Raw genomic sequence first — 24,372 nt, forward strand, 5'->3', positions numbered from 1 at the left:
TGCCCACGAACGGCGTGCGCCGGGGGTACGGGTCAGATCCAGGGCACCTGCAGGGACGGGTAGAAGTCGACCTGTTGCAGTCGCCAGCGGGGTGCCTGCTCCCCCAGTCGGGTCCGGAACGATTCCCAGTCGTGGCTGGCGGTGGTGGACCAGCCGAGTTCGGCGATCGCGGGTAGGCGCGGGAAGGCCATGTATTCGATGTCGTCGAGGGTGCGCAGCGTCTCGGACCACAGTGGGGCCTCGACGCCGAGGATGGCGTTCTCGCCGACGCCGGTGACCCGGGTGGCGGGGTCCCAGCCGTAGGCGTCGGACACCTCGATCAGGCCGGCCCAGCGCAGGCCGAGGCGGGTGTTGGCGTCGTACTTCATGTCCAGGTAGGCCTTGTTCGCCGGTGACATGATGATCTTGTTGCCGCGGGCGGCGGCCGCGGCGAGGCTGGCGTTGGTGGTGCCGGTGCCCCAGAACTGGGCGACGGCGTCGGTGGGCAGGTCGGACTGGGTGATCTCGTTCCATCCGGAGGCGCGCTTGCCGTACTTGGCGACCAGGGGCAGGACCCGGTTCATGAAGGTGCGGTAGTCCTCGTCGGTGGTGGCGTGGGCTTCGTCGCCGCCGATGTGCAGGAATGGTCCGGGTGTGATGGCGGCGAGTTCGCGGATGACGTCCTCGACGAAGCGGTAGGTGAGTTCGTCGTTGATGCAGAGGGAGCTGTAGCCGACCGCGATGTCGGTGCGCGGGGGCGGTGCGACGCCGTCGCAGTTGAGTTCGGGGTACGTCGACTGGGCGGCGTTGGTGTGTCCGGGCATGTCGATCTCGGGGATGATCGTGATGTGTCGTGCGGCGGCGTAGGCGACGACGGCCTTGTAGTCGGCCTTGGTGAGGTATCCGGGGCCGACGCCGTCGACTCCGGTGCCGGGTCCGCCGCCGACTGTGGTGAGGCGGGGCCAGGAGTCGATCTGGATGCGCCAGCCCTGGTCGTCGGTGAGGTGCAGGTGCAGGTAGTTGATTTTGTACTGGCTGAGCAGGTCCACGTAGGCGGTGATGTCGTCGACGGTGTGGAAGTGGCGTGCGAGGTCGAGCATCGCGCCTCGGTAGGCGAAGCGTGGGTAGTCGACGATTCGTCCGCCGGGGACTGTCCAGGTGGTCCGCTGCCGGTCGGGTGCCTCGATCTCGGCGGGGAGCAGTTGGCGCAGGGTCTGGGTGCCGGCGAACAGCCCGGCGGGGGTGTTGGCGCGGATCGTGACGCCGCGGCGGGTGACGTCGAGCTGGTAGCCCTGTTGGCCGATGCGGTCGTCGGCGCCGCCGATGAGCAGGGCGATCTCGGGTAGCGGGGTGGAGCGTACGGGCAGGACGGGCAGGGGGTGGCCGGTGGCGGGGCGCAGTGTGGTGGCGAGTTGGTGGCCGACCTGCCAGGCGGCGGCTGAGCCGGGGGTGGTGCGGATGACGGTCAGGGGGGTGATCCGGAATGTGTTGTGCGCGTCGGGGTGGGTTTCGACCGGTGCGGGGATGACGTCGCTGAGGTGTCGGGCTGGTGCGGTGGGTGCTGCGGCGGCGGGTGTTGCGGGCAGGATGACTGGCAGCGCGAGTGCGGCTATGGCCAGCAGCCGCGTGGTGGTGTGTCGGCGACGCACGGTACCTCCAGGCCTCGTCATGATCGACCTTCGTCGATTAGAGTCGCAGGCTACCGGCGTTTCGCCTGTACTGTAAACCTTCCTTAACATAAGGGCTCGTCGAGACAGTGTTGTCACCGACCTCACGTACGCCGCACGCTGGGGAATTCCTGGGGTGCGTCGTGCCGTTGTCCGTTCGGAAGATCAGGTTCGGATGATCGAATGGGAAGTGCCATGCACGTGCGCTCAGACGCGGTAGTGCTGTTCGGCGTCACGGGAGACCTCGTCTCGAAGAAGCTGTTTCCGGCGCTGTACGAGTTGACCCGGCGCGACCGCCTCGACGTTCCGGTGATCGGCGTGGCCCGCTCCCCCTGGGATGATCAGCAACTGGTCACCATGGCCCGCAAGTCGGTCAACGAGGCCGATGACGAGATCGACGACGAGACCTTCGATCGGCTGGCGGACAACCTTTCGATGATCTCCGGCAACTACGCGGACCCGACGACGTACCAGCGGCTGGCTGAGCGGCTGCGCGACGCCGAGCGGCCGGTCTTCTACCTGGCGATCCCTCCGGCGGTGTTCGGCTCCGTCGTCGAGGGCCTGGCTGCCGTGGGTCTGGCCGACCGGGGCCGAGTGATCGTGGAGAAGCCGTTCGGGCGTGACCTGGAGTCCTCCCGCGAGCTGGACCGCACCCTCGGCGCGGCCTTCGCGCCGGAGCGGGTGTTCCGCATCGACCACTACCTCGGCAAGGAAGCCGTCGAGGGTCTCTACGCCTTCCGGTTCGCCAACCGGCTGTTCGAGCCGCTGTGGAACAACGAGCACATCGACAACATCCAGGTGACCCTCGCCGAGGGTTTCGGCACCCAGGGCCGGGCCGGCTTCTACGACACGGTGGGCGCGACCCGGGACGTGCTGCAGAACCACATCCTGCAGGTCGTGGCGCTCATCGCGATGGAGGCGCCGGCCAGCGAGGACACCGCGGCGTTCCGGGAGGCGGAGGCCGCGGTGCTGCGGCAGATCGCACCGCTGTCGCCCGAGTCCACTGTCCGGGGGCAGTACGCCGGTTACCGCGACGAGCCCGGCGTGGCTGCGGGCTCGAACACGGAGACGTTCGTGGCGACCCGGTTGACTGTCGACTCCCCCCGCTGGGCGGGCGTGCCGTTCTACCTGCGCACCGGTAAGTCCCTGCCGGGGACGGCGACGGAGGTCGTGGTCGAGTTCAAGCAGCCGCAGCGCTCGCTGATCCCCGCCGAGCGGGGCACGGCGAGGGCGGCGAACCTGCTGCGGTTCCGCCTCGGGCGCGGTGACGGCATCACGATGTCGATCCAGGCGAAGAGCCCGGGTGCTGAGGTGGCGAGCCGTCCGGTGGACCTGTCCGTCGACTTCGGCTCGGCTTTCGGTCGCCGGCAGGAGGCGTACGAGCGGCTGCTCGACGATGCGATGGACGGGCAGCACCTGCGCTTCGCGCGTGCCGAGACGATCGAACAGGAGTGGCGCATCGTCGAGCCGATCCTGGATCTGCCGACGGCGGTGCAGTCGTACGAGAAGGGCAGCTGGGGTCCGGCGGACGCCGACGCGTTGGCCGGCGACTGGCACCTGCCGGAACTGCGGTAGCGGCGGGCCGCACCGCTCGCGGGCGGTGCGGGTGCGTCATCCGGTGGTACGGGTCGCCGGGCGGATGCCGCGGATGCCGGCGACGGCGAACTCGATGCCCAGGTCGTAGTAGCCGTCGCGGTCACCGCAGATGGTGAGCGCGTCGGCGGCGGCGAGGACGTGCGGGAAACGCTGCGGCGGCAACGCTTGCAGCGCCGCCCGCTTGGCGCGGACGGCGTCGTCGCGGATCTCCGGGTCGGTGCTCTCGGTCGCGCCGGGTTCGGTGGCGACGAGGGTCACCAGGGAGCAGAGGGCCTGGCTGCCGATCTCGGTGGCCTGCTCCGGGGGGTAGCCCGCCCCGTCGAGCAGGGCGAGGAGGCGTTCCACCAGGATCAGGCCCGGCTCGGACAGCAGGATGCGGGTGGGGACGAGCCCGGCGACGGTGGGATGTGGGCGTAGCGCGTCGAGGCAGGCGGCCAGGATGGCGCGGACCTGCTCGTCCCAGGGTGCGGTGGTCGGCTCGGGCAGGCGGATGTCGGCGAGCAGGCGTGCGGCGAGCGCGTCGAGCAGGTCGCCCTTGTCCCGGAAGTGGCGGTAGAGCGCCATCGGGGTGACGCCGTGTTCCTGGGCCAGCCGGCGGATGGTGATCGCGGACAGGCCCTCGGCGTCGGCGATGCGCAACGCGCTCGCGACGATCGCTGTGGGGTCGAGACGCTGCGGGGTGTCCTTGCTCATACTGGCCACCAGGCCAGTGTACTACGTACACACGCCAGTCTACGTTGTAGATGTACGGCGTATACCGCGTCGTGCGACGTCCTCTCTCCGATGGGATAGGCATGCGACGTAGTCCCTGGGCAACACTGGCGGTGCTGTCGGTGGCGCAGTTCATCGTCATCCTCGACGTGACGATCGTGAACGTGGCGCTGCCCAACATCCAGACCGATCTCCGCTTCACCGCTGACGACCTGCAATGGGTGATCAGCGCGTACACCCTGCTCTTCGGTGGTTTCCTGCTGCTCGGCGGTCGCGCCGCCGACCTGCTCGGCGCCCGCCGGATCTTCATCGTCGGTCTGGTGCTGTTCGGGGCGATGTCCCTGCTCGCCGGCCTCGCGACCTCGCCCGGCCTGCTGATCGCCGCGCGCGCCGTGCAGGGTCTGGGCGGCGCGTTGCTCTCCCCCGCGGCGCTGGCCATCCTCACCGTCACGTTCGCCCACGGACGGGAACGCAACATCGCCATGGGCATCTGGGGTGCCCTCGCCGGGCTCGGCGGCACCCTGGGCGTGGTCGCCGGAGGCCTGCTCGTCGACGCGCTGAACTGGCGGTGGGTGTTCTTCGTCAACGTACCCATCGTCATCGCGCTCGTGGCGATCGTGCCGACCTTCGTGGCGGCCGTACGACACTCCCAGCCCGGCCCCCGCACCTTCGACGCGCTCGGCGCGGTCCTCGGCACCACCGGCCTGCTCGCCGTCGTGTTCGGCGTGGTCCGGGCCGAGTCCGCCGGCTGGGGCTCGGCGCAGGTGCTCACCGCCCTCATCGGCGGGGTCGCGCTGCTGGCGGTCTTCGTCGGTGTCGAGGCGCGCTCGACCGCGCCGCTGGTGCCGCTGCGGCTGTTCCGCTCCCGGGCGCTGAGTGTCTCCAGTGGGGCGCTGGCGCTCAACGGGGCCGCGTTCCTGTCGATGTTCTTCCTCACCGCGATCTACCTTCAGCAGGTACGCGGCGCCTCACCGCTGACCGCCGGCCTGCAGTTCCTGCCGATGGGTGCGACGGCCATCGCCGGCGCCGCCCTCGCCACCCAACTGGTGCACCGACTCGGCACCCGCACCCTGCAGATCATCGGCGCGCTGCTCAGCGTGATCGGCCTTCTGCTGCTCAGTGGGGCGAGCGCCACCGGCTCCTACGCCGGCGAGTTGCTGCCCGGCCTGCTGCTGTTCGGTCTGGGCATCACCACGTTGGGCGTACCCGCCCAGATCTCCGCGATCTCCGACGTCGAACACCATGAGGCCGGTGCCGCGTCCGGTGTGGTCACGGCCGTGTACCAGGTCGGCGGCGCGCTGGGGTTGGCCATCGTCACCACACTGTCGGTCACCCATGTCACCGACGCGCTCAGTCGCGGCGCCGGTCAGCAGCAGGCGCTGGTCGACGGGTTCCACCGCGGGCTGTTGATCGCCGCCGTCTTCGCGATCGTCAACCTGGTCATCTCGCTCGCCACCCCGCAACTGCGCCCCGACGCCGAACGGGTCGCCGAGGCGGCGGTCGCGGCCTGAGCCGGCGCTACTGGAAGCCCGGCACGGCAGGCCTCCAGTAGCGCCGTGATCGACTCGGTTCTCCGGCATGTCGCGGTGTCCGGCCCTGCGCGACACCCCGACCTTCCGGAAGTCGAGTCGATCACGGCGCGCACCGCGCGGTCGCTGACTGACCGCTCAGCTCAGCGGAACGACCGTCCGGCGACGGTGAGGTTTGCCGTTGACGAGTGGTGTGGGCACGTTGGGTGCGACGTTTCTCGTCCTCATCGGAGAGGAAGCAGCGCATGCTTTCCGCACTCGATCGTCGGCACACCGTCGCCCCACCCGGCTACAGCCGGTGGCTCATCCCCCCGGCGGCGTTGGCCATCCACCTCTGCATCGGTCAGGTCTACGCGACCAGCGTCTACAAGAACTCGCTGATCGCCCACTTCGACACCAGCCAGACGGCGATCGGGGTGATCTTCAGCATCGCGATCGTGATGCTCGGGTTGTCCGCCGCGGTCGCCGGGACCTGGGTGGAGGCGAACGGGCCGCGGAAGGCCATGTTCGTCTCCGCCTGTTTCTGGGGGGCGGGTTTCCTGGTGGGCTCGCTGGGCATCGCCACGAAGCAGCTGTGGCTGTTGTATCTGGGCTACGGGCTGCTCGGTGGCATCGGCCTGGGCATCGGCTACATCTCCCCCGTCTCCACCCTGATCAAGTGGTTCCCGGACCGGCCGGGGCTGGCCACCGGGTTGGCGATCATGGGGTTCGGTGGTGGGGCGATGGTCGCCTCTCCCCTGTCGCGGCAACTGTTGTCGTTCTACGACGCCGGCTACGACCCGGCCAACGCGGGGTCGACGGCGTCGGGCAGCGCCCTGGTGTGGCTGTTCGTGACCCTCGGCCTGGGCTACTTCGTGATCATGATGTTCGGGGTGGCGAACGTGCGGGTGCCGGCGCAGGACTGGCGTCCGGCCGGCTTCGACCCGGCCAGCGTGGCGGCGAAGCCGCTGGTCACCACGGCGAACGTGTCGGCGGCGAACGCGGTGAAGACCCGATCCTTCTGGCTGCTGTGGGTGGTGCTGTTCTGCAACGTGACCGCCGGCATCGGCATCCTGGAACAGGCCAGCCCGATGATCCAGGACTTCTTCCGGGACAACGGCACCTCGGCGGTGACAGTCGCGGCGGCCGGCGGGTTCGTGGGTCTGCTGTCGCTGTTCAACATGGCCGGGCGGTTCGTGTGGTCGTCCACCTCGGACGTCATCGGCCGCAAACCGATCTACCTGGTGTACCTGGGTGTCGGCATGGTGCTCTACGCGCTGCTGGCGCTCGTCGGGCAGACCTCGACGGCCCTGTTCGTGCTGCTGGCCTGCGTGATCCTGTCGTTCTACGGCGGTGGCTTCGCGACCGTGCCGGCGTACCTGCGGGATCTGTTCGGCACCTTCCAGGTCGGTGCGATCCACGGTCGGCTGCTGACCGCGTGGTCGGCGGCGGGGATCGCCGGTCCGCTGATCGTCAACGGGTTCCTCGACGCGCAGGGCGAGCCGGGCTCGCTGACCGCCGCGGCGTACCGCCCGGCGCTGTTCACGATGGTGGCTGTGCTGGCCGTTGGCTTCGTGGCGAACCTGCTGGTGCGGCCGGTGCCGCAGCGCTACCACGAACCGGCGGTGGAGCAGAACCCGCAACAGGGCACGGATGAGAACGCGGATCGGGACGTGGACGAGGACACGACGGCGCAGAGGAGTGGTACGCGATGAGTGAGGACAGCCGACCCGGGCAGCAGGCCCGGTTGTGGATCTCCTGGTTGGTGGTGGCGGCGCTGCTCGGCTACGGGGTCGCCCAGACCGTCGTCACCGCGGCGAAGCTGTTCACCCACTGAGCCGGATCCGGCGGTCTCCGACCGCGTGAACGCCCGGCGGTCTCCGACCGGGTGAAGGCGTGGTCAGAGACCGCCGGAGACGCGCAGCACGGTCCCGGTGGCGTACGAGGCGTCCGGGCCGAGCAGCCAGGCGATGGCGGCGGCGATCTCGTCGGGTTCGCCGGCGCGGCCCAGCGGGATGCGACCGACGGCGGAGTCGGCGCGGTCGGGCACCCCGGAGTCGGCGTGGATGTCGGTGCGCACGATGCCGGGGGCCACGGCGTTGACCCGGATGCCCTTCGGGGCGAGTTCCTTGGCCAGGCCGACGGTGAGGGTGTCGGTGGCGGCCTTCACGGCGGCGTAGTGCACGTACTCCCCCGGGCTGCCGAGGGTCGCGGCCGCCGACGAGACGTTGACGATCGCCCCACCGTCGGTGAGCCGGCGGGCGGCCTGCTGGGCGCAGAGGACGTAGCCGACGAGGTTGACGTCGACGACCCGGCGCAGGTCCTCGACACGCAGCTCGGTGAACGGCCCGATCAGGCTGGTGACGCCGGCGTTGTTGACCAGGCCGGTGAGCGGGCCGAGTTGGGCGGCCGCGTCGAACAGGGCGTGCACCTGCCCGGGGTCGGTGGTGTCGGCGCGTACCGCGATGGCCTGCGCGCCGGCAGCCCGCAGGTCGGCCAGGACGGCGGTGGCGGCGGCCTCGTCGCGGCGGTAGCACAGGGCGACGTGGTGACCGGCGGTGGCGAGCCGGCGGGCGGTGGCCGCGCCGATGCCGCGGCCGCCGCCGGTGATGACGGTGACGGGTGCCACGGTGCCTCCCGGGGGGTCTGACGGCTGCGCGATGGTCGTGCCGACGCTACCGTGACCGGCGCGGGTCGGTCGTCGAGAGGAGCGTCACATGCAGCGCGCGTTGGTGCTCGGCGGTGGCGGGGTGACCGGGGTGGCCTGGGAGTTGGGGCTGCTGGCCGGGTTGGTCGAGCGGGGTGTGCCGGTCACCGAGGCGGACCTGGTGGTGGGCACGTCGGCGGGTTCGTTGGTCGGCGCGCAGGTGTGCTCCGGGTTGCCCGTCGAGCGTTTCTACAGCGAGCAGTTGGCGCCGCCGTCGCGTGAGCTGGCGGCACGGTTGGGCTACGCGACGCTGGCGCGGCTGATCTGGGCCGGTGGGCGGACCCGCGACGCGGTGCGCTCGCGAGCCCGGATCGGGGCGATGGCGGTGGCGGCGCGTACCCAGTCGGAGGCGTCGCGGCGCGTGGTGATCGAGGCCCGTCTGCCGGACCGGGAGTGGCCGCAGCGACGGCTGCTGATCACGGCGGTGGACGCGTCGTCCGGTGAGTTCGTGGTGTTCGACCGCGACAGCGGCGTGTCCCTGGTGGACGCGGTGGGCGCGAGTTGCGCGGTGCCCGGGGTGTGGCCGCCGGTGACGATCGGCGCGCGCCGCTTCGTCGACGGTGGGATGCGCTCGACGGTGAACGCGGACCTGGCGGCGGACGCGCGCAGGGTGCTGGTGCTCGCGCCGACATCGGCGGCGTTCGGGCCGATGCCACGGCTGTCGGCGCAGGTGGACGCCTTGCGGGCGGCCGGGTCGCGGGTGGTGGTGCTGACGCCGGACGCGGCGGCGCGCACCGCGATCGGCCGCAACGTGCTGGACCCGGCCCGGCGTGCGGGCGCGGCGCGAGCCGGGCGGAGCCAGGCCGACGTGGTGGCCGACGAGGTGGCGGCGCTCTGGGCGTGATCGCTTACGCTCACCGCGCGGTCGATCAGACGATGGAGGTGCGCGGTGGCGGGTGTGGGTGTCGGCGACGTGGTGCAGGATTTCGAGCTGCCGGATGAGACGGGAACGCCGCGGCGGCTGTCGGAGTTCCTGGCGGCCGGGCCGGTGGTGCTGTTCTTCTACCCGGCGGCGATGACCCGGGGATGCACGGCGGAGAGCTGCCACTTCCGCGACCTCGCGGCGGAGTTCACGGCGCTGGGCGCGACACGGGTGGGCATCAGCCGCGACCCGGTGGCGAAGCAGGCCGAATTCTCGAAGCTGCACGGCTTCGACTATCCGCTGCTGTCGGACGCCGACGGCGCGGTGGCCCAGCAGTTCGGGGTCAAGCGGCGGGTGCCGTTGGGGCCGTTGAGCATGAAGCGCATGACGTTCGTCATCGGCACCGACCAGCGGGTCATCGAGGTGATCCACAGCGAGGTCAGCATGAACGACCACGCGGACCGGGCGCTGCGGGCGCTGGGCGGCTGAGCGGGCGTGAGCCCCGTGCGACGGGTGTCGCAGCCGGCTGGTATCAAGACAGCAATCAAACAGGTGTACGGAAGAGGGTTGTGATGGATGCCGGCCAGGGTTTGTCCACTAGCGAGGTGCAGAGCATCCGGGAGTCGTTGGCGGCCGGGCGTAAACCGCGGGTGGTGTTCACCGCGTCGGCGGGGCAGATCGCCGGTCAGGTCGGTCAGGTGATCGAGCTGACCGACCCCGAGGTGTCCGACGAGTTCGTGGTGGTGCGCTTCGGCCGCGACGAGTTGCCGTTCTCCCCCGCCGACCTGGCCGTGGCGCCCAAGGGCGTCACTCGTCGAGTGGTGGAGCCGAAGCCGGAGCCCGAGCCCGAACCGCCAGCGGCGGCCGCGCCGGAGTTCGTGTTGGACACGCCGCGGGTGCCCGCGCAGCGACAGGAGGAGCCGAAGGTGGAGCAGACGGAGAAGCCGCCGGCGCGGCGGGCGGTCAAGGCCGTCAAGCCGAAGGGCCCCGCGGGCCTCACCGTGACCCTGGCGTACGCCGACGGTGAGTGGACCGTCGCCGCGCAGCAGGGCAGCAAGGCACTGGCGAAGCCGTACGTGGTGAAGCCGGCGGAGGCGTTGAAGATGGTCGCTCTGGTCGACGTGCCGGGGGTGCAGGAGGCGGTGGAGCAGATCCTGGGCACCGAGCGGGCCGAGGCGGAGCAGCAGGCCGAGAAGCTGCGCGCCGAGCTGGCCGAGATCGAGGCCCGGCTGGCGGAGCTGCGCGAGGCCCGCTGAGGCGGGTCAGTGCCGGCTGTGGTGGCGCAGCAGTCGGGTGAGCAGTCGCGTCAGCTGCTCGCGCTCGGTGGCGGACAGCGGGGCGAGCAGGTCGGCTTGGACGCGCTCGAGGGTCGCGCCCATCCGGCGGGCCTCGTCGGCGCCGCCGTCGGTGGCGCTGATGACGTTGCGGCGGCGATCGGCCGGGTCGGGGGCGCGCACCACGAGCCCTCGGCCGGCCAGGTCGTTGATGGCAGCCACCACGTCGCTGCGGTCGATCCCGCAGCGCCGGCCGAGGTCGGCCTGGCTCGCGGGCCCGTCCTCGGCCAGGCTGGCGAGCAGTCGGTAGTGGTAGCCGCGCAGGTCGTGCGCGGCGAAGCCCTCGCTGAGCAGACGGGCGGCGTGACTGGCGGTCTGGTTGAGCAGCCAGCTCGGGCTGGTGCTGAGCCCGGCGGGTGACTGCGGGGCCGCGTTGTCCATGCGGCGCAGCCTACCAGTAATCGTTGGCGCGACCCACGATCGGGTGTTACGTTGGTGCGACCAACGTTGGTTCTGCCAACGTATCGAAGGAGGCGTCATGTCCACCATCCCCACCCTCAACGGCCAGGTCATCGGCCAGGCCCACTACGCCACCCGGGCCCTGCTCGAACGGGCCACCGCTCCCCTCGGCGTCGAGTTCAACCAGGTGCTCGCCCTCAACGTCCTCGCCAAAGGCCCGGCCGAACGCGCCCACCTCACGCACCGGATCACCAGCACCCTCAAGGTCGACGAACAGGAGGTGCAACGGGTGCTCGCCACCCTCGTCGACGCGAACCTCGCCCAGGCAGACGACGACGCACCACGGCTGCGGCTCACCGACGCCGGTCACGCCGTGCAGGCCCGCATCGCCGACGCCGTCGCGGACATCAGCGCCCGCCTCTACGCGGACATCCCCACCGACGAGGCGAGTGCCGCCGCCCGGGCGCTCACAGTGGTCACCCAGCGCGCCAACGCCGAACTGGCCGCGACCCCGACCTGACGGGCAAGAGCCCGACGGGTGCGCGGGCTCGGCCCGATCCGGCCAACCTGTCAGCAGCCCACCGACCGGGCCTGGTCGGTCAACACCAACCTGGCGGCGGCCAACGGGCCGGACCGGTCGGTCAGAAGTAGTCGAGCAATTGTGCGGGCCCTCCCGCGCCGAGCAGGTCGAGCGCGGCCGGGTCGACACCCGGGCTGTGGTGCAGCAGGCCGGCCTGCGCGACCGACCGGGCCTGCGCCGCTCCGGCGTAGAGCAGGGCGAAACCGCGCACGTCCAGCCGCAGGTCCGCGTCGGCGTCGATCCGGGTCAGCTCGGCGGCGCCGTCGGCGACGGTCAACCGCCAGGTGCCGGTGTTCCAGTCGGCGAGCGGGTCGACGAGGCCGAAGTCGACGGTGCCCCGGGCGTGGGTGGGCCACCCCCGCGCGCTCACCGCGCGGGCGACGTCGACCGGTCGGTGCATCCACAGGTCCCGCTCGTGGTCACGGGCCGACTCCAACGGCAGGACGGTGCTGACGGCGTCGCCGTCGAGCGGGCACAGCCGCAGGGCCGGCGCGACGCTGGCCCAACTGCCGAGCACCCCGACGAGTTCCCGGGCTGCCTCGGCGGTGACGGCCAGCGCCTCGTCGACGGTGAGCACCGAGTCGGACCCGTAGCCCCGGCCCCGCTGCCAGGTGGCGTAGCCGACCAGCTCGCCGTCGGCCTCGACGAGGGTGACCCCGTCGCCGGGCAGGCCCCGGTCGGCGGCGAAGAAGTCGTACAGCTCACCCCGGCGGGTCAGCATGCCGTTGCGGTGCCGGGCGACCCGCTCGTACAGGTCGGCGACGGCGGGTAGGTCGGCCACCGCGCCGGCCCGCACGGTCAGGTCCGGGGAGGGCCGGTGCCGGGGCAGCGCGGCGGTGGCCAGATCGACGGTACGCAGCACACCGGCGGCCTCCCACCCGCAGGCCCGGTACGGGCCGGCGACGGTCGGGTAGAGCGCGCTGACCGCCGCCCCCCGCTCGTAGGCCCCGCGCAGCAGACCGGTGAGCATGGCGCGGGCCACGCCCCGACCCCGGGCCTCGGGGGCGACGGCCACCCCGGCGACGTCGGCGGCTGACACCGCCCGGCCCGACCACCACTGGTCGTGGTGCAGGTCGACGGCCTTGCCGACGAGCCGACCGGCGTCGTCGAACGCGCCGTAGCGGCTCATGCCGGGCACTGCGACGGTGGTGCTGGCGTGTCGCTCCGCCGCGGAGCCGAACGCGATCCGTCCCAACTCCCAGGCGGCGTCGAGGTCATCGGTGCTGAGTTCACGTACGTGCACGGGGTCGGGCATCGGGACACCCTAGCGGGGCCGACTCCCGAGGACCGCCAATTTTTCCGGCGGGCGGCGACTCCGCGGCTGTCGGTCAGTGCTGCGGGATGTTGGCCACGCCTATGCGCTTGCGGAACACCCAGTACGTCCACCCCTGGTAGGCGAGCACCACCGGTGTGAAGATCACCGCCACCCAGGTCATGATCTTCAGGGTGTACGGGGTGGACGCGGCGTTGGTGGCCGTCAGCGTGCCGGCCGCGTCCAGGGTGGAGGGCAGCACGTTCGGGAACAGCGCCGCGAACAGGGTCGCCACCGCGAGACCGATCGCCACGGCGGTGCCGGTGAACGCCCAGCCCTCCCGGCGTACCCGGGCGGCGGCCAGACCACCGAGCAGGGCGAGGGCCGCGCCGACGGCGAGCACGACGGCGGCCGCGCTGGAGCGGATGCTCAACGTCCAGGTCAGGAACCCGACCGCGAGCACGGCGGCGCCCACACCCAGGCGCACGGCGAGCGCGCCCGCGCGCTCGCGGATGTCGCCGGTGGTCTTCAGGGCGATGAACACCGCGCCGTGGGTGAGGAACAGCGCGAGGGTGGTTGCGCCGCCCAGCAGGGCGTACGGGTTGAGCAGGTTCAGCAGGCCGCCGACGTACTCGTGGTCGGCGTCCAGTGGCACGCCGCGCAGGATGTTGGCGAAGGCGACGCCCCACAGGATCGCCGGCAGCAGCGAGCCGACCACGATCGCCGCGTCCCAGCGGCGCTTCCAGGACGCCTCGGGGCGCTTGTGCCGGTACTCGAAGGCGACCCCCCGGGCGATCAGGGCCAGCAGGATCAGCAGCAGCGGCAGGTAGAAGCCGGAGAAGAGGGTGGCGTACCACTCGGGGAACGCGGCGAACATGGCGCCACCGGCGGTGATCAGCCACACCTCGTTGCCGTCCCAGACCGGGCCGATGGTGTTGATCAGGACGCGGCGTTCCCGGTCGTCGCGGCCGAGCACGGGCAGCAGCATGCCGACGCCGAAGTCGAAGCCCTCCAGGATGAAGTACCCGGTGAACAGCACGGCGACGAGGAGAAACCAGATGGTGGTCAGTTCCACGATGGGCTCCGGGATCAGTAGGCGAAGGCGAGCGGGCGCTCGGCGTCGTCGGTGTCGTCGGTGGGGGGTTGCTCGCTGACGTCCGGCACGCCGGCCTTGGCGTAGCGCAGCAGCAGCTTGACCTCGATCACGGCGAGGGTGGCGTAGATCAGCGTGAAGGCGGTGAACGAGGTGAGCACCTCGGCCAACGAGACGCTGCGGGACACCCCGTTGCGGGTGAGCATCTCGCCGAAGACGATCCACGGCTGACGGCCCATCTCGGTGAAGATCCAACCGAAGGAGTTGGCCAGCAACGGCAGCACCGGCATGGCCAGCCCGGCGCGCAGCAGCCACTTGCTGCTCGGGGTGCGGCCCTTGCGCTGGCTCCAGAGCACCAGCAGGGCGATCGCGCCGGCCGCCATCCCGAAGGCGATCATGAAGCGGAAGCTCCAGTAGGTGACCGGGATGATCGGGGTGTAGCTGCCCGCGCCGTACTGGGTGGCGTACTGGGCCTGCAGGTCGTTGATGCCGTGCACGGTGCCGTTCGGGTCGCCGGTGCCCAGGTAAGACAGCAGGTACGGGATCTTGATGGCGAACACCTCGCGGCTGCCGTCGAGGCTGCCGACGGTGAGCACGGAGAACGAGGCGGGGCTCTCGGTCGTGTAGAGGCCCTCGGCGGCGGCCATCTTCATCGGCTGCACGTCGGTCATGATCTTGCCCTGGATGTCGCCGGTGAACAGCACGGCCGCGGAGGCGACCAGGACCACCCAGGAGCCGAACTTGGTGGCGAAGCGGTACGCGCCGGTGTCGGCCGAGCCGCGGTTGCGGATGACGTGCCACAGGCCCACGGCGGTGACCAGCGACCCGGCGACCAGGAACGAGCCGGCCAGGGTGTGTGGGAAGGTGATCAGGGCGACCTTGTTGGTCAGCACGGCCGGGAAGTCGGTCAGCTCGGCGCGACCGGTGTCCGCGTTGATCCGGTAGCCGACCGGGTTCTGCATGAACGAGTTCGCCGCGAGGATGAAGTACGCGCTGAGGTTGGTGCCGATCGCGGCGGCCCAGATGCTGGCCAGGTGCGCCCGCTTGGGCAGCCGGTCCCAGCCGAAGATCCACAGGCCGATGAAGGTGGATTCGAGGAAGAACGCGACGAGCGCCTCGATGGCCAGGGGTGCGCCGAAGACGTCGCCGACGAAGCGGGAGTAGTCGCTCCAGTTCATGCCGAACTGGAACTCCTGCACGATTCCGGTGACCACGCCCATGGCAAAGTTGATCAGGAACAGCTTGCCGTAGAACTTGGTGAGCTTGAGGTAGCGCTCGTTGCCGGTGCGGTGCCACATCGTCTGCAGGATGGCCACCAGCACGGAGAGGCCGATGGTCAGCGGTACGAAGAGAAAGTGGTAGACGGTGGTGACACCGAACTGCCAGCGGGCAACGTCCAACGCGTCCACCTGAAAACCCCCAACCATCCGTACTACGCGACGTAGTAAATACTACTGCTCGTCGTAGAGGATTGGGCAGGGCCGGGCGGCCCGAACGCACCCGGGACCAATGACCCTGATCACCCGACCCGCCCTCGCAGCCCTGCCGGGGCGTGCGACGATGGCGCGCTGATGAACACCGCACACACCACCTGGCGGCCGCCGCTGATCTGGCGCGCGGCCCTGCTGCTGGCCCGGGGCCTGGTCGGCCTGCTCGCCCGCCTCGAGGTCACCGGCGATGTCCCGGCGCACCTGCGTCGCGGCCCGCTCGTGCTGGCCGCCAACCACATCAGCCCGTTCGACCCGGTGGTCATGGCCGCCGCCTGCCAGACCCGTGGCGTCGCTCCGCGGATCATGGCGACCGCCGGACTGTTCCGCGTCCCGGTGTTCGGTGCCGCCATGCGCCACGCCGGGCACATCCGGGTCGACCGGGGCACCAGCGCCGTGCACCGGGCCCTCGACGACGCCGCCACGGCCGTCGCCCGCGGCTCGGTGATCCTCATCTACCCCGAGGGGCGCATCGGCCTGGACCCCGGCCTGTGGCCCGAACGTGGCAAGACCGGCGCCGCCCGCCTCGCCCTGGCCTGCGGCGCCCCGGTCGTCCCGGTCGCCCAGTGGGGCTCGCACGAGGTGCTGCCCTACCAGGCGCCCCGCGGAATGCTGCGGGGCATCGCCCGCTCGCTGTGGCGTCGACCGGTGATCCGGGTGCACTTCGGCACCCCCGTCGACCTGGGCGAGACGGCTGCGGCCCACCCAGGCGCGGCCCGCCGCGCCACCGACCGGATCATCGACGCGCTCACCGACACCCTCGCCCCGCTGCGCCCCGACGAGCCGGACCTGCCCCGACACATCGACCCCGGCCGCCCGAGCGACAGCAGTCGCGTCCACCGACGCTCGGCCTGAGGCCTACCCGGTGAACGCGTTAGACAACTTTTGGAAAACCGTCTAATCTGTCTAGCGTGAGCACTGCAGAGATGGATGCCGAGGACCCGAAGCGCGCCGCCGTCCTGGCGGCGGCGGTCGCGGTGTTCGGGCGCTACGGCTTCCAGAAGACGTCGATGGAGGCGGTCGCCAAGGCGGCGGGCATCTCCCGGCCGGGCCTGTACCTGATGTTCCCCAACAAGGAGCAGCTGTACCGCGCCACCATGCAGGGCGTCATGGAACGCGCCCAGCACGCCATGGAAGCCTGCCTCGCCGACCAGTCGACGAGCTTCGACGAGCGGGTCGTGGCGGGGCTGGACGCCCTGATGGGCTCGTACATCGACACCCAGATGGCCCGCGACCTCAACGACCTGCTGGAGAACAGCGAGCCGCAGCTGGGCTCGATGTTCCACGACTACCAGGTGCGGGCTCAGGCGGCGCTGCGAGCCCACATCGACGCCGCTGCCCCGGCTGGTCTGCTCGACGAGGGACGGACCGCGGACGACGTCATGGACCTGCTCTTCTCCGCGGCGCTCACCTGGAAGTCGACCTCGACCTCCAGGGACGAGTTCCGCGACCGGCTGCGCCGGGCTCTGCGGCTGCTCCACCGCTGACACGCCCCGCCCCGAAACGCCATGATCTTGCACCCCTGGAGGCCCGAAATGTCACGAATCATCACGCCGTACTCGGCTCAGTCGACCGCCGCTGAGGTGATCGACGGCGTCGACCTCACCGGCCGGCGGGCCATCGTCACCGGCGGCGCGTCCGGGATCGGCCTGGAGACCGCCCGCGCACTGGCCGACGCCGGCGCCGAGGTCACGTTGGCCGTCCGCGACACCGCCGCCGGTGAGCGCGCTGCCGCCGACATCACGGCCGGCGGGGCGCCCGGCAAGGTCCGGGTCGACCACCTCGACCTGGCCGACCGCGCCTCCATCGACGCCTTCGTGGCCGGCTGGACAGGCCCGCTGCACATCCTGGTGAACAACGCCGGCATCATGGCCGTGCCCGAGCTGACCAGGACAGCCGACGGCTGGGAGGCGCAGTTCGCCATCAACCACCTCGGTCACGCCGCACTGACCCTGGGCCTGCGCGACGCGCTGGCCGCCGCGCGGGGCGCCCGCATCGTCGTCGTCAGCTCGTCGGCCCACCAGCAGTCCCCGGTCGTTTTCGACGACATCCACTTCACCGCCCGCCCCTACGAGGCGTGGTCGGCGTACGGCCAGTCGAAGACCGCCACCATCCTGTTCACCGTCGCCCTGGCCAAGAAGTGGGCCGCCGACGGCATCACGGCCAACGCCCTGCACCCCGGCGGCATCATGACCAACCTGCAACGGCACCTCGACGACGCGCAGTTGCGCTGGGTCGGCGCGCTCGACGAGCAGGGCAACCGCCTGGAGGTACCGCCGGGCTGGAAGACCCCCCAGCAGGGCGCGGCCACCTCGGTCCTGCTGGCCGCCAGCCCCGAGGTCGAGGGTGTGACCGGCCGCTATTTCGAGGACGGCAACGAGGCCCCGGTCATCGCCGAGCGGGCCGACGGCAGGAGCGGCGTGCTCCCGTACGCCCTCGATGACAAGGACGCCGACGTCCTCTGGGACGAGACGCTGCGGCTCCTGGGGCGCTGACCGGATCGGCTCACGTGCCCGGGCACCTGAGCCGTACGCCGAACTGCTGGGCCTGTTACGCCACGACGGCTACCACACTGACTGGAGCTGAGACAGGCAGGAAGATCGACTCGGTTTCCTGCAAACCGGGGCATGCCCGCGCCCCGGACACGCCCCGACTTTCAGGAAGCCGAGTCGATCACCGGGCGGGGCGGCGGCGCGAGCGGGCGACAGACGCCGGCCGGCCACCCGCCGGCCACCAACCGGGGGCATACTGCGTCGCGTGTTGACCCGATTCGGCTACCTCGACGCGCCGGCGCCGCTGGCGTTCGCCCACCGTGGCGGCGCCGCCGAGGGCGACGAGAACACCACCGAGGCGTTCACCCGGGCCATCGGGCTGGGCTACCGGTACGTGGAGACCGACGTGCACGCCACAGCGGACGGCGTGGCGGTGATCTTCCACGACCCGACGCTGCGCCGGGTCACCGGTGAGGCGGGACGCATCGCCGACATGAGCTGGGCCGACCTCGCCTCGGTACGGGTTGGCGGCGCTGCCGTCGTACCCCGACTCGACGAGGTGTTGGGGGCGTGGCCGCAGGTCCGCTTCAACATCGACGTGAAGGCCGACGGCGGCGTCGAGCCGACGGTCGCGACCGTGACCAGGGCCGGCGCCGGCGACCGGGTGCTGCTCGCCTCGTTCAGCGACGCCCGGCTGACCCGGCTGCGCGCGCTCACCGAGGGTCGGGTCGCCACCAGCCTGGGCATGCGCGGCGTCGCCCGGCTGCGGCTTGCCTCCCTGCACGGGCGGCCACTGCGGCTGCCCCCGTCGGTGGTCGCCGCGCAGGTGCCGCCCCACTACGGGCGGGTGCCGGTGGTGGACCGCCGGTTCCTCGACTACTGCCACCGGATCGGCCTGCAGGTGCACGTCTGGACGATCGACGAACCAGCCCAGATGCACGACTTACTGGATCGTGGCGTGGATGGCATCATGACCGATCACGTCGGCGTGCTGCGCGACGTCTACCGCAGCCGCGGCCACTGGGCCGCCTGACCATCGAAGGACCCCCGATGGCCGAGACCGTGACCCCCACGGTGGACGACACCCCGCCTCCGGCGAGCACCCGCCGGGAGCGCAGGGGCTGGTACATCTACGACTGGGCCAACTCCGCGTTCCAGACCACCGTGATCACCGTGTTCCTCGGCCCGTTCCTGACCACCGTCGCCGAGTTGGCGGCCGGCTGCGAACTCGGCGCGGACTCCTGCGACGGCTCCGTCTACCCCCTGGGAATCAAGATCGCCGCCGGGTCCTACTACCCGTACCTGATCTCGCTGTCGGTGTTCCTCACCGTGTTCGTGCTGCCGGTCATCGGGGCGATCGCCGACCGCTCGGCACACAAGAAGCGGCTGCTCGGCGGCGCCGCGTTCACCGGCGCCGGCGCCACCATCGCGATGGCCTTCGTCACCGGTGACCGCTACCTGCTCGGCGGGGCGCTCTTCCTGGTCGCCAACATCTCCTTCGGCGCGGCGATCGTGGTCTACAACTCGTTCCTGCCGCAGCTCGGCGGCCCCGACGAACGCGACGGCATCTCCAGTCGCGGCTGGGCGCTGGGCTACCTCGGCGGCGGTCTGCTGCTGGCACTCAACCTCGTCGCGATCACCCTGCTCGACGAGGGCGACAACCCGCAACGCACCCTGGACCTGGCCCGCTGGTCGATCGTGTCCGCCGGCGTGTGGTGGGCGTTGTTCACGCTGGTGCCGTTGCGCTGGCTGCGCGAACGCCCCAGCGTCGCGGCCCTGGCCAGTGGCGGCAACGTGCTCACCGACGGGTTCCGGCAACTCGCCCGCACCATGCGCGAGGTCAAGGCGTACCCGTTGACGCTGTACTTCCTGCTGGCGTTCCTGGTCTACAACGACGGCATCCAGACCGTCATCACCCTGGCCAGCCAGTACGGCACCGAGGAGTTGCGGCTGGAGCAGAGCACCCTGATCATCACGATCCTGCTGGTGCAGTTCCTCGCCTTCGGCGGCGCGTTGAGCCTGGGCGCGCTGGCCAAGCGGATTGGCGCCTGGAAGACCGTGCTGCTCAGCCTGGTGCTCTGGACCGGTGTGATCATCGCCGCGTTCCGGCTTCCCGCCGAGGCGCCGGTGCCGTTCATGGTCCTCGGCGCGGCCATCGGCCTGGTTCTCGGCGGCAGCCAGGCGCTGAGCCGGTCGCTGTTCAGCCAGCTCATCCCGGCCGGCAAGGAGGGCGAGTACTACGGCTTCTACGAGATCAGCGACAAGGGCACCAGCTGGCTCGGCCCGCTCGCCTTCGGCCTGGTGTTCCAGCTCACCTCCTCGTACCGGGTGGGCCTGGTCTCACTGCTGATCTTCTTCATCGTCGGGTTCCTGCTCCTCGCCGCCGTGCCGATCCGCCGTGCCATCGTGGCCGCGGGCAACACACCACCCCGGGTGCTCTGAGCACGCGTCCCGCACCCAACAGATCAGGCACGGTCGATCGGCTAGGCTGCCCGACCGTGACCGACGACGCCGCCACCGCCCCGACCTGCCTGGCCCACCCGTTCCCCGGCCAGCCGCACGCCCCGGCCGGGTGCGCGGCCGCGCGCGGGCTCGACGGGCGTCCGGTGCACGCCGCGGCGTTGAAGTTCTTCTGGGGGCCGATGGACTGCGGCAAGTCCACGATGGCGTTGCAGATGAACTACAACCACGCCCGGCAGGGCCGGCGCGGGCTGGTCACCACCCGCATCGACCGGTCGCTGGGACCACAGGTCACCACCCGCATCGGCCTGGCCCACGAGGCCATCGAGGTCACCGACGACCTGGACCTGCGGGCCCTGGTGCGCGGCCGGTGGGCCGACGGGGTACGCGTCGACTACCTGATCTGCGACGAGGCGTGCTTCTACACCGTCGAGCACGTCGAGCAGATGGCCGAGCTGGTGGACAGCTACGACGTCGACGTGTTCGCGTTCGGCCTGGCCACCGACTTCCGGTCGCGGCTGTTCCCCGCCACGCAACGCCTGTTCGAGCTGGCCGACGAGGTGGCCCGCATCCAGGTCGAGGTGCTCTGCTGGTGCGGCCGCGAAGGGTTGCTCAACGCCCGGGTCGTCGACGGGCGGGTCGTCCGTGAGGGCGCACAGGTCGTCATCGGCGACACCGTCGACACCGCCGAGGTGCGCTACCAGGTGCTCTGCCGCCGGCACTACCGCAGCGGCGACCTCGGCCCCCGCGACTGAGACGCCCGCCGCGCCGACGCCCGGTCGGTCAGGATCACGGCGACAGTCACCGCCAACGCCACCGCGGCGCACACCGCGACGGGTGCCCCCGGCACCACACCGACCGGCATCAGGGCCAGCAGGACCACCACCGCGGTGAGCCGGCTGGTCGGCAGGGTCCGCCACAGCAGCGCCTTGTAGGCGGCGTGCCCGGCCAGGAACAGCGCGGGACCTCCGAGGGTGAGCAGCACGTCGACCGTGGTGGCCGGCGCGCCCGGCTCGCGCAGCAACCGCTCGTCGGCCGCCGACGTGACGACGACCCCGGCGACGATCACCGGGTGCAGGTAGTTGAAAGCGACTCGGCTCAATGCGCCGGTGCGCTCTCCGGCCTGGGCGATGACCTCCGTGGCGGCCGAGGCCGAGCGGGCGAAGTACACCCACCACAGCGCCACCGAACCGCCGAACGCCAGCAGGAATGCCCCGGACGTCACCAGGTCCACGTGCGAGGTGAGGGTGCTGCCGGTGACCAGGATCGACTCCCCCAGCGCGATCAGGACGAACGCCGCGCACCGTTCGGCCAGGTGCCCTCCCTCCACCATCCACCGCTCGGGTCGGCTACGTCCCCGCCGCGGCAGCGGATAGCCGATCGAGAGGCCGACCACCTCGATCACGATCACCGCCGCCCACACGGCCTCGCGCGCGGCCCCGCCGACCAGGCCACCGAGGAGCATGAGCAGTGACGTCCCGGCGATCCACGGCAGCGACTGCCGGAAGCCGGCGACCAGCCACGGGCTGCCCTGTACCGCCCACAACGAGAACAGGGTGCGTCCCACCTGCACGGTCACGTAGACCACCGCGAAGAGCAGACCGGTCGAGCCGAACGCCTCCGGGATCGCCGCCGACAACAGCAGGCTGCCCAGCGTCACCCCGATCAACATCGTCCGCACCGGCCCCTGGTCCGGTTGCAGCCAGTTGGTCACCCAGGTGGTGTAGACCCAGACGAACCACACCAGCGCCAGCAACAGGGCGGTACGCCCGGCGCCCCGCCAGTCCAGGTGCGCGATCAGGTAGTGCGACAACTGGGTGATGGTGAAGATGAAGACCAGGTCGAAGAAGAGTTCCGTCGAGGTGGTCGGCTGCACCCCTTCGCGTGGTCGCAGCAGCTGTGGGCGTAGCGGGGCGGCGACCGGGGGCTCAGAAGGGGTCACCGCACACCCGCCAGTTCCCGTCCTCACGGACCACCGGCAGGCGACGTTCTTCGCTGATTCCACCGTCGCGGGTCACCTTCACGGTCACCGTGCCGTGCGGTCGTCCGCTGCGGGTGGCGACCGACACGTCGGTGATCTCGTAGTCGGTGACCATCGGTGGTGTCCGCACCCAACTGGTGAAGCCGATCGCGCTCCAGCGGCTGCGCGCGTCCTCGCAGAGCCGCTCGTACGCCCGGTCGCTGTCGCCGAGGGCCACCTCGCTGAGGAAACCGTCGGCGGTCTCCCGGATCGGGCCGGCGGCCTGCCGGACGGTCTGCAGGTTCCAGGCGCCCAACCCGGCCACCCCCACGCAGCACAGCGCCACGCCGAACCCGGCGAACGCCAACCCGGTGCGCATCGGGCGGTGACGCCGGGCCGGTCGGCTCCACGACTGCCCCGCACCCACGACTACCGACCGTAGAGAAGACGCTCACGCCGACGGGCGACAAGCCGGAAACTGGGTGCGCCCGATGGGCGGGTGTGCCCTGTTCGCGGCGGCCTCGCATCGTCTACCGTCGGCGCACACCCCCGAGCAGTGCCAGGAGCCGATCGATGAGCCGCTTCGTGCAGCCGGTACCACCTCCCGTCGACCCGTACGCCGGCGATGGCCTGCTGCGGTCCTGGCTGGAGCGTCACCTCGGCCCGGGCGGGCACGCCGCCGCGAAGGGCCGTCTCGCAGACCTGGCCGCCGACGTCGCCGGGCCGCTGCGCGCGGCGCACGCCGACGCGGAGGCGCACCCGCCGACGTTGGTCCGCTACGACCCGTGGGGTGCCCGGATCGACCGCATCGACACCTCCGCCGGTTGGCAGGCGCAGCGGGCCGCCGCCGCCCGGCACGCCGTGGTGGCGCTGCCCTACCTGCCGGACGCCCGGGGCACCTGGGGTGCCGCCGCGCGGGTCGTTCAGCACGCCCTGCTGCACCTGTACGGGCCGGAGTCGGCGACGTTCTCCTGCCCGGTGGCGATGGCCGACGGGGCGGCGGCGCTGCTCAGCATGCCCGACGTCGACGCCACGGTCCGCGACGCGTGGCTGCCCCGGTTGATCTCCACGGACCCGGCCACGGCGATCACCAGCGGGCAGTGGATGACCGAGTCGCAGGGCGGCTCCGATCTGGGCCGCTCCAGCACGCTCGGCCGACCCGCGGCGGACGGTTCGTGGCGGTTGACCGGGGAAAAGTGGTTCTGCTCCGCCGCCGACGCGGCGATGGCGGTGGCGCTGGCCCGGCCGGAGGGCGCCGGGCGGGGCAGCCGGGTGCTCGCCCCGTTCCTCGTTCCCCGGTACGCGGTCGACTCACCGCTGGCCGACGGTGCGGCGCCGGGCGCACCCGCACCGGGTGTCACAGTGCACCGGCTCAAGGACAAGCTCGGCACCCGGGCGCTGCCCACCGCCGAGATCGGCCTGCACGACGCGTACGCCCTCCCGCTGGGTGACCCGGCGGTGCCCGGTCTGGTCCGGGCGATGACCCTCGTCGTGGTGACCCGGGTGCACAACGCCGCGGCCGCGGCCGGCGGGATGCGACGCGGTCTCGCCTACGCCCGCGCGTACGCCGAGGTCCGGCACGTCGCCGGCGGCCCGCTGGTGTCCTCGCCCCTGCACCGGGCCACCCTCGGCACCCTCGCGGTCGACGCGGCGGGCGCGTTCGCTCTGGCCGGGCACGCCTTCGCCCTGCTCGGGCGGGTCGAGGTCGGCGCCGACCCGGAGGCCGCCGCCGAGCTGCGCATCGTGGCGCCGCTGGCGAAGCTGGCCACCGGCCGGCTCGCCGTCAGCTCCGCCAGCGAGTACGTGGAGAGCTTCGGCGGTGCCGGCTACGTGGAGGACACCGGCGTGCCCCGGCTGCTGCGCGACGCCCAGGTGCTGCCGATCTGGGAGGGCACCACCAATGTGCTGGCCCTGGACGTGCTGCGCGCGTTGACCCGGGAGGACGCCGGTGCGCCGCTGCTGAGCCGGCTGGCCGCCGCCGCCGACCTGGCGCGGCCGCTGTCGCCGGTGCTGGCCGACACCCTGGCCACCGCCGCCGCGCAGTTGGCGGAGACCATCACCGCGGTGACCGTCGACCCGGGTGCGTCGGCGGTGCTCGCGGGCGCCCGCGGTCTGGCGTTGCGCCTGGCGTACGCGCTGACCACCGCGTTGCTCGTCGAGCACGCCGCGTGGGGCGACGAGCAGGCGGAGTTGGCCGCCCGACTGTGGGCGCGCCGCTGGCTGCGGCACGAGGAGATCGCCGAGGACGCCCACCACCACCTCGACCTGCTCTGCTGACCGGCCGG

At 71.5% G+C, this 24,372-nt stretch carries 24 protein-coding genes; 15 read left to right on the top strand and 9 right to left on the bottom strand.

Annotated features, from left to right (window positions below):
- Nucleotides 1-32 precede the first annotated feature (32 nt).
- Nucleotides 33-1,628 (bottom strand): beta-N-acetylhexosaminidase, encoded by a 1,596-nt coding sequence (locus tag GUI43_RS14415; protein ID WP_249037751.1) that lies wholly within the window; start codon nt 1,626-1,628, stop codon nt 33-35.
- Between the two features lie 213 nt (nt 1,629-1,841).
- Here GUI43_RS14415 and zwf point away from each other — a divergent pair, with 213 nt between their 5' ends.
- Nucleotides 1,842-3,221 carry a glucose-6-phosphate dehydrogenase gene (gene zwf / locus GUI43_RS14420; protein WP_112699010.1) on the top strand — a complete coding sequence of 460 codons (1,380 nt, stop codon included), beginning with the start codon at nt 1,842-1,844 and terminating at the stop codon, nt 3,219-3,221.
- Between the two features lie 36 nt (nt 3,222-3,257).
- On the opposite strand, the gene GUI43_RS14425 is transcribed toward zwf, so the two are convergent.
- Nucleotides 3,258-3,935, bottom strand: coding sequence for a TetR/AcrR family transcriptional regulator (locus GUI43_RS14425; RefSeq protein WP_112602409.1), 678 nt, complete (start codon nt 3,933-3,935; stop codon nt 3,258-3,260).
- Nucleotides 3,936-4,036: 101 nt separating this feature from the next.
- Here GUI43_RS14425 and GUI43_RS14430 point away from each other — a divergent pair, with 101 nt between their 5' ends.
- The 3 genes from GUI43_RS14430 (at nt 4,037) to GUI43_RS34925 (ending at nt 7,298) form a co-directional block, all read left to right on the top strand.
- On the top strand, nt 4,037-5,464 hold the full coding sequence (locus tag GUI43_RS14430) for a DHA2 family efflux MFS transporter permease subunit (protein ID WP_112602408.1): 1,428 nt from the start codon (nt 4,037-4,039) through the stop codon (nt 5,462-5,464).
- 263 nt (nt 5,465-5,727) lie between these two features.
- Nucleotides 5,728-7,176 carry an OFA family MFS transporter gene (locus GUI43_RS14435; RefSeq protein WP_249037752.1) on the top strand — a complete coding sequence of 483 codons (1,449 nt, stop codon included), beginning with the start codon at nt 5,728-5,730 and terminating at the stop codon, nt 7,174-7,176.
- Nucleotides 7,173-7,298, top strand: a complete 126-nt coding sequence (locus GUI43_RS34925) for an MFS transporter small subunit (protein WP_256442137.1) — start codon at nt 7,173-7,175, stop codon at nt 7,296-7,298. The genes GUI43_RS14435 and GUI43_RS34925 overlap by 4 nt, the downstream gene beginning before the upstream one ends.
- A 63-nt stretch (nt 7,299-7,361) precedes the next feature.
- Here GUI43_RS34925 and GUI43_RS14440 read toward each other — a convergent pair whose 3' ends face one another.
- The gene (locus GUI43_RS14440) at nt 7,362-8,090 is read right to left on the bottom strand and encodes an SDR family oxidoreductase (RefSeq protein ID WP_112699011.1); all 729 of its coding nucleotides are present in this window, start codon (nt 8,088-8,090) and stop codon (nt 7,362-7,364) included.
- A gap of 88 nt (nt 8,091-8,178) precedes the next feature.
- On the opposite strand from GUI43_RS14440, the gene GUI43_RS14445 reads away from it, so the two are divergent.
- From GUI43_RS14445 to GUI43_RS14455, 3 genes are all read left to right on the top strand, one after another.
- Entirely contained in the window at nt 8,179-9,012 is an 834-nt protein-coding gene (locus GUI43_RS14445; protein ID WP_112699012.1) for a patatin-like phospholipase family protein, read from the top strand.
- Nucleotides 9,013-9,057: 45 nt separating this feature from the next.
- Complete coding sequence (locus tag GUI43_RS14450; RefSeq protein ID WP_283016231.1) at nt 9,058-9,519, top strand: peroxiredoxin; 462 nt, start codon at nt 9,058-9,060, stop codon at nt 9,517-9,519.
- A gap of 83 nt (nt 9,520-9,602) precedes the next feature.
- Complete coding sequence (locus tag GUI43_RS14455; protein ID WP_112586986.1) at nt 9,603-10,286, top strand: hypothetical protein; 684 nt, start codon at nt 9,603-9,605, stop codon at nt 10,284-10,286.
- Nucleotides 10,287-10,292: 6 nt separating this feature from the next.
- Here the strand turns inward: GUI43_RS14455 and GUI43_RS14460 are convergent, their stop codons facing one another.
- Nucleotides 10,293-10,745 carry a MarR family winged helix-turn-helix transcriptional regulator gene (locus tag GUI43_RS14460; RefSeq protein ID WP_112699014.1) on the bottom strand — a complete coding sequence of 151 codons (453 nt, stop codon included), beginning with the start codon at nt 10,743-10,745 and terminating at the stop codon, nt 10,293-10,295.
- Between the two features lie 97 nt (nt 10,746-10,842).
- On the opposite strand from GUI43_RS14460, the gene GUI43_RS14465 reads away from it, so the two are divergent.
- Entirely contained in the window at nt 10,843-11,283 is a 441-nt protein-coding gene (locus GUI43_RS14465; protein WP_112602404.1) for a winged helix DNA-binding protein, read from the top strand.
- A gap of 121 nt (nt 11,284-11,404) precedes the next feature.
- Here the strand turns inward: GUI43_RS14465 and GUI43_RS14470 are convergent, their stop codons facing one another.
- From GUI43_RS14470 to GUI43_RS14480, 3 genes are all read right to left on the bottom strand, one after another.
- Entirely contained in the window at nt 11,405-12,598 is a 1,194-nt protein-coding gene (locus GUI43_RS14470; RefSeq protein ID WP_211326696.1) for a GNAT family N-acetyltransferase, read from the bottom strand.
- Between the two features lie 73 nt (nt 12,599-12,671).
- Nucleotides 12,672-13,670 carry a cytochrome d ubiquinol oxidase subunit II gene (gene cydB / locus GUI43_RS14475; protein ID WP_112586980.1) on the bottom strand — a complete coding sequence of 333 codons (999 nt, stop codon included), beginning with the start codon at nt 13,668-13,670 and terminating at the stop codon, nt 12,672-12,674.
- Nucleotides 13,671-13,684: 14 nt separating this feature from the next.
- The gene (locus GUI43_RS14480; RefSeq protein WP_170158729.1) at nt 13,685-15,097 is read right to left on the bottom strand and encodes a cytochrome ubiquinol oxidase subunit I; all 1,413 of its coding nucleotides are present in this window, start codon (nt 15,095-15,097) and stop codon (nt 13,685-13,687) included.
- A gap of 162 nt (nt 15,098-15,259) precedes the next feature.
- Here GUI43_RS14480 and GUI43_RS14485 point away from each other — a divergent pair, with 162 nt between their 5' ends.
- The 6 genes from GUI43_RS14485 to GUI43_RS14510 all read left to right on the top strand — a co-directional run bounded on the left by GUI43_RS14485 (nt 15,260) and on the right by GUI43_RS14510 (nt 20,882).
- The gene (locus tag GUI43_RS14485) at nt 15,260-16,030 is read left to right on the top strand and encodes a lysophospholipid acyltransferase family protein (RefSeq protein WP_112699015.1); all 771 of its coding nucleotides are present in this window, start codon (nt 15,260-15,262) and stop codon (nt 16,028-16,030) included.
- 56 nt (nt 16,031-16,086) lie between these two features.
- Nucleotides 16,087-16,662 carry a TetR/AcrR family transcriptional regulator gene (locus tag GUI43_RS14490; RefSeq protein WP_146765907.1) on the top strand — a complete coding sequence of 192 codons (576 nt, stop codon included), beginning with the start codon at nt 16,087-16,089 and terminating at the stop codon, nt 16,660-16,662.
- Nucleotides 16,663-16,710: 48 nt separating this feature from the next.
- Entirely contained in the window at nt 16,711-17,670 is a 960-nt protein-coding gene (locus GUI43_RS14495) for an SDR family NAD(P)-dependent oxidoreductase (protein ID WP_112699017.1), read from the top strand.
- A 262-nt stretch (nt 17,671-17,932) separates the two neighbouring features.
- Nucleotides 17,933-18,700 carry a glycerophosphodiester phosphodiesterase family protein gene (locus GUI43_RS14500; protein ID WP_112586971.1) on the top strand — a complete coding sequence of 256 codons (768 nt, stop codon included), beginning with the start codon at nt 17,933-17,935 and terminating at the stop codon, nt 18,698-18,700.
- A 17-nt stretch (nt 18,701-18,717) separates the two neighbouring features.
- Nucleotides 18,718-20,109 carry an MFS transporter gene (locus GUI43_RS14505; protein WP_112586969.1) on the top strand — a complete coding sequence of 464 codons (1,392 nt, stop codon included), beginning with the start codon at nt 18,718-18,720 and terminating at the stop codon, nt 20,107-20,109.
- 56 nt (nt 20,110-20,165) lie between these two features.
- Entirely contained in the window at nt 20,166-20,882 is a 717-nt protein-coding gene (locus GUI43_RS14510) for a thymidine kinase (RefSeq protein WP_112699018.1), read from the top strand.
- Here GUI43_RS14510 and GUI43_RS14515 read toward each other — a convergent pair.
- Together GUI43_RS14515 and GUI43_RS14520 are read right to left on the bottom strand one after the other, a co-directional pair.
- The gene (locus GUI43_RS14515; RefSeq protein WP_170158730.1) at nt 20,849-22,069 is read right to left on the bottom strand and encodes a low temperature requirement protein A; all 1,221 of its coding nucleotides are present in this window, start codon (nt 22,067-22,069) and stop codon (nt 20,849-20,851) included. The two genes, GUI43_RS14510 and GUI43_RS14515, sit on opposite strands and share 34 nt — an antisense overlap.
- Nucleotides 22,056-22,514: an Rv0361 family membrane protein gene (locus tag GUI43_RS14520; RefSeq protein WP_373861155.1), complete on the bottom strand. Its 459-nt coding sequence runs from the start codon at nt 22,512-22,514 to the stop codon at nt 22,056-22,058. The genes GUI43_RS14515 and GUI43_RS14520 overlap by 14 nt, the downstream gene beginning before the upstream one ends.
- Nucleotides 22,515-22,660: 146 nt before the next feature.
- On the opposite strand from GUI43_RS14520, the gene GUI43_RS14525 reads away from it, so the two are divergent.
- Nucleotides 22,661-24,364, top strand: a complete 1,704-nt coding sequence (locus GUI43_RS14525; protein WP_112699020.1) for an acyl-CoA dehydrogenase family protein — start codon at nt 22,661-22,663, stop codon at nt 24,362-24,364.
- The last annotated feature ends 8 nt before the right edge of the window (nt 24,365-24,372 follow it).

Source organism: Micromonospora noduli, from assembly GCF_003264365.1.
Lineage (GTDB): Bacteria > Actinomycetota > Actinomycetes > Mycobacteriales > Micromonosporaceae > Micromonospora > Micromonospora noduli.

Coding starts and splice junctions, on each gene's coding strand:
- GUI43_RS14495 (WP_112699017.1), top strand. CDS start 16,711: ATGTCACGAATCATCACGCCGTACTCGGCTCAGTCGACCGCCGCTGAG.
- GUI43_RS14485 (WP_112699015.1), top strand. CDS start 15,260: ATGAACACCGCACACACCACCTGGCGGCCGCCGCTGATCTGGCGCGCG.
- GUI43_RS14435 (WP_249037752.1), top strand. CDS start 5,728: ATGCTTTCCGCACTCGATCGTCGGCACACCGTCGCCCCACCCGGCTAC.
- zwf (WP_112699010.1), top strand. CDS start 1,842: ATGCACGTGCGCTCAGACGCGGTAGTGCTGTTCGGCGTCACGGGAGAC.
- GUI43_RS14525 (WP_112699020.1), top strand. CDS start 22,661: ATGAGCCGCTTCGTGCAGCCGGTACCACCTCCCGTCGACCCGTACGCC.
- GUI43_RS14505 (WP_112586969.1), top strand. CDS start 18,718: ATGGCCGAGACCGTGACCCCCACGGTGGACGACACCCCGCCTCCGGCG.
- GUI43_RS14445 (WP_112699012.1), top strand. CDS start 8,179: ATGCAGCGCGCGTTGGTGCTCGGCGGTGGCGGGGTGACCGGGGTGGCC.
- GUI43_RS14430 (WP_112602408.1), top strand. CDS start 4,037: ATGCGACGTAGTCCCTGGGCAACACTGGCGGTGCTGTCGGTGGCGCAG.
- GUI43_RS14460 (WP_112699014.1), bottom strand. CDS start 10,745: ATGGACAACGCGGCCCCGCAGTCACCCGCCGGGCTCAGCACCAGCCCG.
- GUI43_RS34925 (WP_256442137.1), top strand. CDS start 7,173: ATGAGTGAGGACAGCCGACCCGGGCAGCAGGCCCGGTTGTGGATCTCC.
- GUI43_RS14465 (WP_112602404.1), top strand. CDS start 10,843: ATGTCCACCATCCCCACCCTCAACGGCCAGGTCATCGGCCAGGCCCAC.
- GUI43_RS14455 (WP_112586986.1), top strand. CDS start 9,603: ATGGATGCCGGCCAGGGTTTGTCCACTAGCGAGGTGCAGAGCATCCGG.
- GUI43_RS14470 (WP_211326696.1), bottom strand. CDS start 12,598: ATGCCCGACCCCGTGCACGTACGTGAACTCAGCACCGATGACCTCGAC.
- GUI43_RS14425 (WP_112602409.1), bottom strand. CDS start 3,935: ATGAGCAAGGACACCCCGCAGCGTCTCGACCCCACAGCGATCGTCGCG.